Origin of the sequence: Kitasatospora sp. NPDC059408 (assembly GCF_042751525.1) — a bacterium.
GTDB lineage: Bacteria > Actinomycetota > Actinomycetes > Streptomycetales > Streptomycetaceae > Kitasatospora.
In genome coordinates this window covers 133,195-143,886 of the sequence record NZ_JBHYWI010000008.1, presented here as the reverse complement: position 1 = coordinate 143,886, position 10,692 = coordinate 133,195, and the positions used below count along the sequence as shown (strand labels likewise).

Here is a 10,692-nt window from a genome sequence, read left to right as displayed (position 1 = left end):
ACCAACCCGTCGCGCGGGTTGGCACCCGGGCCTGAGCACTCGGCCCTGGGGTGACCACCCGCGCTCACGTGTGCATCCGTCATGTCCGGGAGAGCTGCGGCTCGGCCTGCGAGCGCTCCCGGTGAGTCCTGAAAGCAACCACATTCATGAATACCGACCGCAAGGCCCTGTGGGCCGTGCGTCAGTCCGCCCTGCCCACCGTCGTTCGGCCCTGCCCGGACTGCTCCGGTGTGCGGCACCGCGCCTCGGGGAAGATCCGGGTCAATGCGAGCGGGAAGCTCCTCGACGTCTGGCTGCTGCTGAGCTGTGCGTCGTGCGACCGGACCTCGAAGGTGCCCGTTCACGAACGCGTCCACGTGTCGTCGCTCGAACCCGCCCGCCTGGTGGCGTACGAGAACAACGACCCCGCCGTGGTGCGGGAGTTGACGATGAGTGCGTCGCTCGCCGCGAGGAACGGGTACCGCCTCGACTGGACGGGCACCTGGGACGTCGAGGCGCGCACGCCCCTCTACGCGCTCGACGACCCCACGCCGCTCAAGGTGCTGGTCGGCTTCGAGCTGCCCGCGCCGGTTCGGGTCGAGCGGCTGCTCATGCTCGGGCTCGGCCTCAGCCGCGGTGCCGTGCGGCGCATGGTCCGGGACGGGCGCATCCGGCTGCCGTTCGCTCCGGATGCCAAGGCGCACCGGGACTTCGAATTCACCGTCCACGGGCCCGGATCCGTCGATGCCGCGAAGCACCCGAAGGCCGGTGACGTGCAGATGAGTTCCGTCGGGTCGCCCGATACGTCGCCGTACCTGCCGCGCTCTACGGCGGTCGGCGCGTAGCGGAACGAGGGCAGGGCCTCCTCTCCCCCGATCAGGAGGCCCTGCCTGTCGTGTCCGCCCGCCGCTCAGGCCGTCGGCAGCGGCTGCGGGGCAGCCGGGCCGGTGTAGCGGGCGGCCGGGCGGATGATCTTGGGGTCGGCGGCCTGTTCCAGGATGTTGGCGCTCCAGCCGATCGCCCGGGCCGCGGCGAAGGTGGGGGTGAACATCTCCCTGGGCAGGCCGCACAGGTGCATCACCACGCCCGCGTAGAACTCGACGTTGGTGTGGAGTTCGCGGCCCGGCTTCAGCTCGGCCAGGATCGCCTCGACCCGGGCCTCCACCTGGACGGCGAGCTCGACCAGTTCGCCGCCGAAGGACTCGGCGACGCCGCGCAGCATGCGGGAGCGGGGGTCCTCGGTGCGGTAGACGGCGTGGCCGAAGCCCATGATCCGGTCGCCGGCGAGCACGTGCTCGCGGATCCAGCTGTTGATCCGCTCCGGGGTGCCGATCGCGTCCAGGGTGTCGAGGGCGCGGCTCGGCGCGCCGCCGTGCAGCGGCCCGGAGAGCGCGCCGAGGCCGCCGACCAGGCAGGCCACGAGGTCGGCTCCGGTGGAGGCGATCACGCGGGCGGTGAAGGTCGAGGCGTTGAAGCCGTGGTCGACCGTGGAGATCAGGTACTGCTCGATCGCCCGGGCCTTGGCGGGCTCGGGCTCCTCGCCGGTCAGCATGTACAGGTAGTTGGCCGCGTAGCCGAGGTCCTCGCGCGGTTCTATCGGCTGCTCGCCCTGCTGCAGCCGCTGGAGCGCGGTGAGGATGGTGGGTACCAGTGCGGTGGCGAACAGCGCGTCCTCGACCCGCTGTTCGGGCGCGGTGTCGTAGAGCGGCCGGACGCCCCGGTCGGCCGCGGCGACCGTGAGCGCGGCGCCCAGGGCGCCGAGCGGGCCGCCGTGCGCGGTGCTCGCCGCCAGCGCGGGCAGGAGCGGGCGCAGCGCGTCGGGCAGGCGGCGCAGCGGGGTGGTGCGGGCGAGGAAGGCGGCGCGGCCGGCGGCGTCGGGCAGCTCGCCGAGGAGCATCAGGTGCCAGACGTCCTCCAGGGTGCGCTGCTCGGCGAGGTCGATCGCCGAGTACTGGCGGTAGCGGTAGAAGCCCTCCAGCCCTCGGACGTCGCCGAGTTCGGTCTCGGTGACGACGACGCCCTTGAGGCCGCGCGGGACCTCGATCTCGGTGGTGCTCGGCATGGCAGTGGCCCTTCTCGTGCGTGCTTCGTGCCAGGTGGTGGGTGTTTCCGGCGACGTTCTGTACTCTCCGACTGTTGATCCATGTTGTCAATGTTGATTGAAATCAATGTGGAATACTGTGGATCATCATCAAGGCATGCGGACACAGGGCGCAGGTACCCGATCGGAGGGCGAGGGCAGACCATGGCCGAACGCTTGACCACCCAGCAGGTCGCCGAGCAGCTCGGCGTCAAGGTGGAGACGGTGTACGCCTACGCCAGCCGCGGGCAGCTCAGCAGCGAGCGGGCCCCGGGCGGCAAGGGCAGCACCTTCGACGCCCGCGAGGTCGCCGAGCTGGCGGCCCGTGGCCGCCGCGCCCCGGTGCGCCCGGCTCCGGGCGAGGCTCCCGCCGCCGCATCGTGGGGCAGCGAACCGGTCGCGGTGCGGACCGGGCTGACGCTGATCGAGAACGGTCGGCTCTACTACCGAGGCCGGGACGCCGTCGAACTGGCCGCCCGGTACGGCTTCGAGGCCGCGATCGGCTGGCTCTGGGGCCTGGGCACCGACGCCCCGGTGGAGCTGCGGGTGCCGCCCGCCACCGCCGAGGCGCTGGCCCGCGCCGCCGCCGCGCTGCCCGAAGGGATCCGGCTGCCCGACCGGCTCCGGATCTCGGCGACCGTCGCCGCCGCGCTCGACCCGCTGCGCTTCGACCTGCGCGAGCGGACCGTCCACGCCGCCGGGGCGGCGCTGATCGCCGGGATGGTCGAGGCACTGCCCCGCACCGCGCCCGATCCGGACCCCGGCCCCGGGTCTTCGCTGGCCGCGCGGCTGTGGAGCCGGCTGGCCACGGCCGCGCCCACGCCGGAGGCGCTGTCCTGCCTGGACCGTGCCCTGGTCCTGCTGATCGACCACGAGCTGGCGGTCTCGACGGTGGCGGCCCGGCTGGCGGCGTCGGCGCGGGCGCATCCGTACGCCGTGGTCTCCGCCGGACTCGGCGCGACCGACGGTCCGCTGCACGGCGCCGCCAGCCCGCTCGCGCACCGGATGCTCGCCGAGGTGCTGGCCGACGGCGCCGTGCCGGTGGTGTCCGACTACCTGCGCACCGGCCGGCCGATCCCGGGGCTCGGCCACCGGCTCTACCCGGAAGGCGATCCGAGAGCGGTCGCGCTGCTCGACGCGGTCCGTCGACTCGACGGCGGTGCGGCCGTGGTGGCGGCCGTCGCCGCGGTGGAGGCGGCCGCGGGCCCGGCCGGGCGGCCGGAGCTGCGGGCCAACATCGACCTGGCGCTGGCCGCCATGGCGCTGACGGCCGGGCTCCCGGCGGAGGCCGGCGAGGTGGTCTTCGCGGTGGCCCGCACCCCGGGCTGGCTGGCCCACGCGGTGGAGGAGTACGGCGAGGAGCCACTGCGGATGCGGGCCCGGGCCGGGTACGTCGGGCCACGCCCGCAGGCGTAGGACGCGTCTTCGCCGTCACGCTGACCACGCACGACCTGGTCTTCACCCACCAGGTCCAGGTCAAGGGCCTGCACATCGGTGCGCTGGCGGCCGCAGCACCCGCCGTCTACCGGGACTTGCTCGCCGAGATCGAGGTCCTCATCGCGCAGGGCGTGTACGCGCCCGGCACTCCCCAGGTCCACCCCCTGGCCGAGGGGGCGCGGGTGCTGCAGGCACTCGAAGCGGGCCGGACGCTCGGCAAACACGCCCTCGATCCCTGGGGCCAGCGTAGCCGCCTACGGCACGACGGGCAGTGCCTCCAGCCCGTGGACGAGCCGCGAGTGCCGCCAGCGGAGGTGCTCGGCCGGCACGGCGAGGCGCAGGGCGGGGAAGCGGGCCAGCAGGACGCGCAGCGCGGTCGCCACCTCGGCGTGCGCGAGGGGTGCGCCGAGGCAGCGGTGGATGCCGTGGCCGAAGGCCAGGTGCGCGTGGGCGTCCGCCCGGTCCAGGTCGAGCCGGTCCGCGTCCGCGAAGCGGGCCGGGTCGCGGTTGGCGGCGCCCGGGCTGACGAACACCGGGCTGCCGGCCGGGACGTCCGTCCCGCCGATCCGGACCGGTTCGGGGGCCCAGCGCCAGGTGGCGACGGTGACCGCCGAGTCGTGGCGCAGGAGTTCGTCGACGGCGCCGTCGATCCGGCCCGGGTCCGTGCGCAGCACCTCCAGCTGGTCGGGGTGCCGGAGCAGGGCAATGACGGCGTTGCCGATGGCGGCGGTGGTCGTCTCGTGCCCGGCGACCAGGAGCAGCACCGCCAGCGAGACCAGTTCCCGCTCGGTCAGCCGGTCGCCGTCGCCGTCCCGGGCGGCGACCAGCGCGGAGAGCAGAGCGTCGTCCGGGGTGCGGCGCTTGGCCGCGACGAGCCCGGTCATGTAGTCGGCGAGCGCGTGGGAGGCGGCGTCGGTGCGGGCGTGGTCGCCGGCGGCGAACAGGTCCGTCGACCACGTCCGGACGGCGTCCCGGTCGGCGGCCGGGACACCGAGGAGCTGGCAGATCACCGTGACGGGCAACGGGACGGCGAGACCCGCGATGAGGTCCACCTCCTCCCCGGGCGTCCACGCGTCGAGGAGGGTGTCGGCGAGGCCGTGGACGTACGGGCGCAGGCGGTCGACGGCACCGGGGGTGAACGCCTTCGTGACCAGCCGCCGCAAGCGGGTGTGGTCCGGCGGGTCCGTGGCCAGCATGTTCTGCGAGACGGCGGGGTGGACGTCGCGCCCGGTCTCCTTGCCGGCGAAGAAGCGCGCGGTGTCCTTCGACAGCCCGGGATCGGCCAGCGCCTGCCGTGCCTCGGCGTAACCGGTCACGACGTAGCCGGCCCGGTGCCCGCTGCCCGGGAGCTTCTGCACGGCCGCTTGGCTGCGGAGCGCCGCGTACGTCGGGTACGGGTCCCGGAAGAATCCGGGGTCCTGGAGGGGCGTGCTCATGGTCGTCCGTTCGCGGTCGCAGGAGCCAGGGGAGGCCGCCGTGCCGGTCGGACGGCGCGGTGCGGGACCGAGCCTAGCGACGTCGGTTCCGCCGCGATCGTTCACCGGGCCCGCGGGCCACGGCGTTTGACGCCGTGCGGACGCCGGGACGGCGGACACCACAGTCGGCGCCGCCGGGCGGACCGGCAGCGGACGGGGTTGTCGCAGCACGGCCGCAGGATGTGGACGCGCTGGCCCGGGCCTTGATGGCGGGACGATCCTCCGGCCGCCGAACCGGCCGTCGGGATGGCGGCGATGAAGACGATCAGACCGGCGAGCAGCCCGATCAGCGCCGCGTCGCGGACGGATGCCGGCGTGATCCGCGTGTGCCGCCGCTCGTGAGCCGGTCTGCCCGCGTCCGCCGGTACGTCGTCGTCCCGGGCCCTCCCACGGCGCATGCGGGCGCTCCTTCCGTTCCATTTTCTGACCGGGTCATGCCGAGAGTATCGACCTGGGTTCGCCTCGGCACGGTCGGCGTCGTCAGGACCTTCAGGGGGAACTCACCGGGGGGAGCCGACAGCCGTACCGGTGACGCACCGGACGATGCCGCATCCTGACCGGACCTGATCGCACCTGACCGCACCACTGAGTCGAGAAGGAGACGCCGTTGCGTATCACCGACGCCCGCACGGGCCGGCACAGCGAGATCCGCCCCCGTCGGACCGGACTCCTGCGCGTGACCGTCGACGTGGGGGAGCAGGGCCGGCCGTTCCGGCTCGGTGATCTGCGCGCCCTGCTGGTCGGTGACGTCCTGGCACGCACCTGCGAAACGCACGGCCTCCAGGTGCTGACCGAGCTCGCCGTCCCGAACGGTTCCGACGGGCCGGACGAACAGCTCCGGGCCCTCCGCATCGCCGCCGACCGACTCGGCATCCACCCGCCCGCCCACCTGCACGGGCGCGCGGACGCGCAGGACCGGCCGGTCGCCGACCTGACCGTCACCAGTCGCCCCGACGCCGAACCCGAACCGTCGGCCGCCCTCCTCCTGCTCACCGGTCCCGTGGCCGAAGACCTGCCGACCCCGGCCCTCACCCCCGAGGACGACCCCCTCGCGCTGCGCCTCGCCCTCCTCGAACACGCCGTCACCACCCCGGTCCGGCTCACCGCCGACACCCTGGCGGACGCCGCCGAGAAGCTGACCCGCTGGCGCGCGCTCGTTGCCGACCTCGCCTCCATGCCCTCCGGCGCGCCGGAGGCCGACATGGTCCAGGCGAGCTTCGACGGCCTCGACGAGGACCTCGACGCCCGGGTCGCGCTGCGTGCACTCGACGCCCTGGAGGCCCGCACCGACCTGTCGCCCGGCACGCGCTTCGAGACCTTCGTGCGGCTCGACCAGGTCCTCGCCCTCGAACTCGGCCGCGACATCGGCCGCGGGCCGCACTGAGCGCGTGGCCCCTCGCGTGGCAGCCGAAATCGGAAGCGGAGAACCGGCCGAACGTGACACGGTGGCGGCGTGAACCCACCGAGCTTCGAGCAGACCGGTCCCGCCGGCGGCCAGGTGATCCTCCTGACGGGCCCGCCCGGAGCTGGCAAGAGCACCGTCTCGGTGCTCCTCGCCGACCGCCTGACCCCGAGCGTCCACCTGCGCAGTGACGACTTCTGGCGCTGCATCAAGCAGGGTCGGCTCCCGGCCTACCTGCCCGAGGCCCACCGGCAGAATCAGGTGGTCCTGGAGGTCCTGGTCGCGGCGGCGTTCGGCTACGCCGCCGGCGGCTACCACGTGGTGTACGACGGCGTCGTGGGCCCCTGGTTCATCGACCTCTTCCGCGCCGCGGCCAAGGAGCGGGCCGTGCCGCTGAGTTACGTCATCCTGCGTCCGGACGAGCACACCACACTGGACCGGGCGACGAGCCGCACCGGCGACGGCGCCCTGACCGACCCGGACCCGATCCGGTCGATGCACGCCCAGTTCAGCGACCTGGGTGCCTACGAGCCGAACGTCCTGGACTCCGGCCGCCTGACGGCGGAGGCGACCGCCGACCGCGTCCTGGAGGGCCTCGCGAGGGGCGCCTACCTCCTCGACCCCGACAGTCCGGTCCACAGCTCCTGACGATCGGGTCGGTCCCATCGGGGGGCAGAACTCCGGCATCATTATCGTCCAAGCGACGAGAAGTGTTATCGTCCATCTGACGTTAATGCTGAAGGCCGCCTGCCCCAGGAGGACGCCGTGGACGAACAACGGCCCTGCAACACCGTTTTCACGCCGGGCTGCGAGCGGGTGCTCGAAGGCCCTGACTGGTATCACCCGGAGGAGTGGATCGAGGACTACGGCCGACGCACCGGGCCGAGCCTCCGGGACGACCTGCCGGAACACCTCCTGCGCACGCTCGCGGAGAGCCCGGCCTCCGACGTCCGCGTCACGGTGCTGGCCCACCCCGACGTGCCGTCCGACCTGGTGGACCGGATGCTCGGCGATCCGGACTGGGACGTTCGGCGCAGCGCCATCGGCCGGACCCGGGACGCCGTAGCCCTACGGGCGGCGGCCCGCGACGAGTGGACCGTCCGCGTCGCCGTGGCCGCCAACCCCCATACCCCCGCCGAGCTCCTGGACGAGCTCGCCCGCGACCGGGACCAGCAGGTGCGCGTCTCCGCCGTCTGCAACCCGTCGGCGCCGCCCGAGCTGGTCACCGCCGCCGCCCGTAAGCGGTTCGACCCCGTCGTCCGCCGGTGGGCCCTGTGGGCGACGACCAGCCGGCGGCTGATGCGGGCCGCGGCGACGTCCGCCGACACGGAGAACCGTCGCTGGCTGGCCGGCAACCGGAACCTCCCGCCCGACGTGCTCACGGCCCTCGCCGAAGACCCGTCACGCGACGTCCGCTACGCGGTGGCCACCAACCCGGCCTGCCCGCCGGACCTCCGGAATCGGCTTGAGGCCACGCTCGATCGCAGGGCGGGAGGCAACTGAGTCAGGGGCCCGGTCTCCAGTGGATTTCGGCGGTGGCCCGGTGCGGCTGCTTGTGTGATGGGATTAGCGCACGGGTCGGGGGAAGGGCGGGCGTGATGAGTGGGCACGGGATGCACGAGACCGGTCTCGCGCCGCGATCGCTGCGGACGCGCGCCCTCGTGGCGGAAACCGGTCGGGCCCGGGAGCTTCTGGCTGCCGGCGAGTGGCGTCCCGCCGTTGCGGACGCCGAAGCGGCCGCGGCCGTGCTGGCCCGCCTTCAAGCCCCGCTCCCGGCCCGGCGCGGGGCCGCGCGCACGCTGGTGGCCGCGGACCGCGACCGGCGGCTCCAGCGCCTGCTGCGCACGACCCTCCACCACCTGGACGCGGGCGCCGTCAGCCCGCCCGCAGCCGCCCTCCTGGCCGCCGTCGCCCGAGCGTTCCTGCCCTGGTACGCCACCCCGAACCCACCGGCCCCGGCAGCGGCCCGGGCGTACGGGACGCCGGCCGGCCCGGCCGCACCGCCGACGGAGGCCGGTGAGGCCCTGATCCCCGAACTGGCCTCCCTGTTCGCCCTGCTGGCCTCGACGAGCCGGCCCGGGACTCCGCCGATCACGCCCCCGGTCGAGCCCTGGCAGGCCCGGTACGCGGGCCGCTTCCGCCGTTACGGAAGTCCGGCCCCCGAGGTGTGGACCGCGGAGACCGTCGCCTGCCCGGCCTGCGGAGGCACGGCCGGACCGTGGACGGTGGCCTGCGACTGGCGCCTGATCGCGCTGGGCTGCCCGTGCGGCGAGACGACCCGTGAACACGGCCTCGCCCTCTCCGAAGTCTGGCTTCTCCTGCCGGACTCGTGATCAGCCGCATGGGAGAACACAAAGCGGCGCGGGAAGTCGGCCACACCGACTTCCCGCGCTCAACCGGGGCTGCCCCGGCCTCAGCCCGTGATCGGCTTCAGGGCGGTGGTCATCATCGCCGCCATGCCCGAGCCGCCGTTGTAGGAGCCGACGGTGGCGTCGTTCAGGGCGTTGACGATGTCGTCACCGGCGACCTGGTTGCCGTTGCCGACGATCACGGTGTCCCAGTTGCCGCCCGCCGCCTGGGCGGCGTCCATGGCGCCGCCGGCCACGCCGCTGGAGCCGTTGTGCGAGCCGACGGTGGCGTCGTGGCCCGCGTTGATGATGTCGTAGCCCGCGACCTGGTTGCCGTTGCCGACCACCACCGTTCCGTGGTTGCCGCCGGAGACGACCTCGGCGCTCGCGACGGTCGGTACGGCGGCGATTCCGGCGGCGGCGAGTGCGGCCAGCGCCCAGGTGGTGTGACGGTGCATGATGAGTCTCCGATCTGTCAGAAAATATCCCTTTTGCGGGGCGAGGGTGACAGTAGGCGCCGCTCCTGCCGGGGCGGGCGATGGTCCGCCGGTCGTGGTGTGTCGGACGGGGCGGGCGGGACCGGTCGGGTGAATCGCGTGGTGAAGGGCCCTGCCTGCGGGGGCTACGATCGGGGCTCCCTCCGACCGGCGATCTGGAGCTCACCGATGCGCGTGGACCGACTTCGCGGGCGGGCCCGGCCGACCCGGCTGCCGCGGGCATCCGTGGCAGCCGCGGCGGTCGTCGCCCTGGCCGCCACCGCGGCCGCCTGCGGGCCGAACAACGACGCCTACGTGGCCCTGCAGAACGTGATGAAGTCCCACATCACCACCCAGGACCACCGGCCGGTCGGTTCGGTCTCCTGCACCCCGCACGTCCACGGCACCGTGCGCGGGGAGACCGTTCACCTGCGCTGCCAGGTCGACTTCGCCGACGGGACCGCGTACACCGCCGACGCGGCCATCCACGACCAGAACTCCGGCGGTACGCACAACCGGCCCGACACCTACTCCTGGGACAGCCCGCCGCCCGAGTGACGCCGGGCGTCGGGGCCGATCACCAGGACGAGCTTCCCCCGCAGGCCGCCGCTCTCGCCGGCCCGGTGCGCGTCCGCGATGTCGGCGAGCGCGAAGGTCCGAACGGCGGGGAGGGTGAAGCGCCCGGACTCGATCAGCGGGCCGATCGAGCGGATGGCGTGGAGGGCGCGGCCGTCGTCGCCCCGGCTGAACCGGACGCCGTGCTCCCGTGCGCCGGCGAAGTCGGCGATCGTCACGACCTGCCCGGGCCCGCCCGTCAGCGTGATGAGGTCCGGCAGCCCGCGCCCGGCGGCGTCGAGCGCGAGGTCGACCCCGTCGGGAGCCACCGCCCGGACTCGTTCGACGAGCCCGGGTCCGTAGACGACGGGCTCGGCCCCGAGGCCGCGCAGGTGGTCCTGCCGCGCGGGGCCGCCGCTCCCGATCACGCGCGCGCCGCGCGCCACGGCGAGTTGGACCGCAGTGCTGCCGGTCGTTCCCGAGGCGCCGTGGACCAGCAGGACGTGTCCGTCCGCGACGCCGAGCTGGTCGAGCACCCGGGTGGCCGTCTCGACGGCGGCGGGCAGTGCGGCGGCGGCCGGGAAGTCGAGCGGTCGCGGGATCGGCGCGTAGCAGGAGAGCACCGCGAGTTCGGCCTGGGCCGCGCCGGACGTGCAGAGGCCGAAGACGCGGTCGCCGATCGCGAAGTCCTCGACGCCTTCGCCGAGTTCGTCGACGACGCCCGCCGCCTCGTGGCCGAGGGCCTGGGGGAGTGCCTGGTCCATCTCGCCCCGGCGCTTCTTCCAGTCGCTGGCGTTGATGCCGGCCGCGCGGACGGCGATGCGGATCTCGCCGGGGCCCGGATGCGGGTCGGGCAGGTCGACGATCTCCATGACCTCGGCGCCGCCGAAGCGGCTGAACTGTGCTGCCTTCATGGTGTCTTCCCTTGCGTCGGTGGGCG

At 74.0% G+C, this 10,692-nt stretch carries 12 protein-coding genes; 7 read left to right on the top strand and 5 right to left on the bottom strand.

Annotated features, from left to right (window positions below):
- The first annotated feature begins 146 nt into the window (after positions 1-146).
- Positions 147-824 (top strand): DUF1062 domain-containing protein, encoded by a 678-nt coding sequence (locus ACFXDE_RS08440; RefSeq protein WP_380492100.1) that lies wholly within the window; start codon positions 147-149, stop codon positions 822-824.
- 65 nt (positions 825-889) lie between these two features.
- On the opposite strand, the gene ACFXDE_RS08435 is transcribed toward ACFXDE_RS08440, so the two are convergent.
- The gene (locus ACFXDE_RS08435) at positions 890-2,041 is read right to left on the bottom strand and encodes a citrate/2-methylcitrate synthase (protein WP_380492098.1); all 1,152 of its coding nucleotides are present in this window, start codon (positions 2,039-2,041) and stop codon (positions 890-892) included.
- Positions 2,042-2,224: 183 nt separating this feature from the next.
- Between ACFXDE_RS08435 and ACFXDE_RS08430 the strand changes: the two genes are divergently transcribed.
- Positions 2,225-3,475: a citrate synthase gene (locus ACFXDE_RS08430; RefSeq protein WP_380447045.1), complete on the top strand. Its 1,251-nt coding sequence runs from the start codon at positions 2,225-2,227 to the stop codon at positions 3,473-3,475.
- 275 nt (positions 3,476-3,750) lie between these two features.
- Here the strand turns inward: ACFXDE_RS08430 and ACFXDE_RS08425 are convergent, their stop codons facing one another.
- Together ACFXDE_RS08425 and ACFXDE_RS08420 are read right to left on the bottom strand one after the other, a co-directional pair.
- Positions 3,751-4,932 (bottom strand): cytochrome P450, encoded by a 1,182-nt coding sequence (locus ACFXDE_RS08425; RefSeq protein ID WP_380492097.1) that lies wholly within the window; start codon positions 4,930-4,932, stop codon positions 3,751-3,753.
- Between the two features lie 101 nt (positions 4,933-5,033).
- The gene (locus tag ACFXDE_RS08420) at positions 5,034-5,369 is read right to left on the bottom strand and encodes a hypothetical protein (protein ID WP_380492095.1); all 336 of its coding nucleotides are present in this window, start codon (positions 5,367-5,369) and stop codon (positions 5,034-5,036) included.
- A gap of 209 nt (positions 5,370-5,578) precedes the next feature.
- Here ACFXDE_RS08420 and ACFXDE_RS08415 point away from each other — a divergent pair, with 209 nt between their 5' ends.
- The 4 genes from ACFXDE_RS08415 (at position 5,579) to ACFXDE_RS08400 (ending at position 8,706) form a co-directional block, all read left to right on the top strand.
- Positions 5,579-6,355: a hypothetical protein gene (locus ACFXDE_RS08415; RefSeq protein ID WP_380492093.1), complete on the top strand. Its 777-nt coding sequence runs from the start codon at positions 5,579-5,581 to the stop codon at positions 6,353-6,355.
- A 69-nt stretch (positions 6,356-6,424) separates the two neighbouring features.
- Positions 6,425-7,021: an AAA family ATPase gene (locus ACFXDE_RS08410; protein WP_380492091.1), complete on the top strand. Its 597-nt coding sequence runs from the start codon at positions 6,425-6,427 to the stop codon at positions 7,019-7,021.
- Between the two features lie 117 nt (positions 7,022-7,138).
- Complete coding sequence (locus ACFXDE_RS08405) at positions 7,139-7,876, top strand: hypothetical protein (protein ID WP_380492089.1); 738 nt, start codon at positions 7,139-7,141, stop codon at positions 7,874-7,876.
- Positions 7,877-7,986: 110 nt separating this feature from the next.
- A complete protein-coding gene (locus ACFXDE_RS08400; RefSeq protein WP_380492087.1) occupies positions 7,987-8,706 on the top strand; it encodes a hypothetical protein in 720 nt (239 codons plus the stop codon).
- A gap of 80 nt (positions 8,707-8,786) precedes the next feature.
- On the opposite strand, the gene ACFXDE_RS08395 is transcribed toward ACFXDE_RS08400, so the two are convergent.
- On the bottom strand, positions 8,787-9,179 hold the full coding sequence (locus ACFXDE_RS08395; RefSeq protein ID WP_380447061.1) for a hypothetical protein: 393 nt from the start codon (positions 9,177-9,179) through the stop codon (positions 8,787-8,789).
- Positions 9,180-9,386: 207 nt separating this feature from the next.
- Between ACFXDE_RS08395 and ACFXDE_RS08390 the strand changes: the two genes are divergently transcribed.
- Positions 9,387-9,755, top strand: a complete 369-nt coding sequence (locus ACFXDE_RS08390; RefSeq protein WP_380492085.1) for a hypothetical protein — start codon at positions 9,387-9,389, stop codon at positions 9,753-9,755.
- On the opposite strand, the gene ACFXDE_RS08385 is transcribed toward ACFXDE_RS08390, so the two are convergent.
- Positions 9,725-10,666 (bottom strand): NADP-dependent oxidoreductase, encoded by a 942-nt coding sequence (locus tag ACFXDE_RS08385; RefSeq protein WP_380492083.1) that lies wholly within the window; start codon positions 10,664-10,666, stop codon positions 9,725-9,727. The two genes, ACFXDE_RS08390 and ACFXDE_RS08385, sit on opposite strands and share 31 nt — an antisense overlap.
- Between the last annotated feature and the right edge of the window lie 26 nt (positions 10,667-10,692).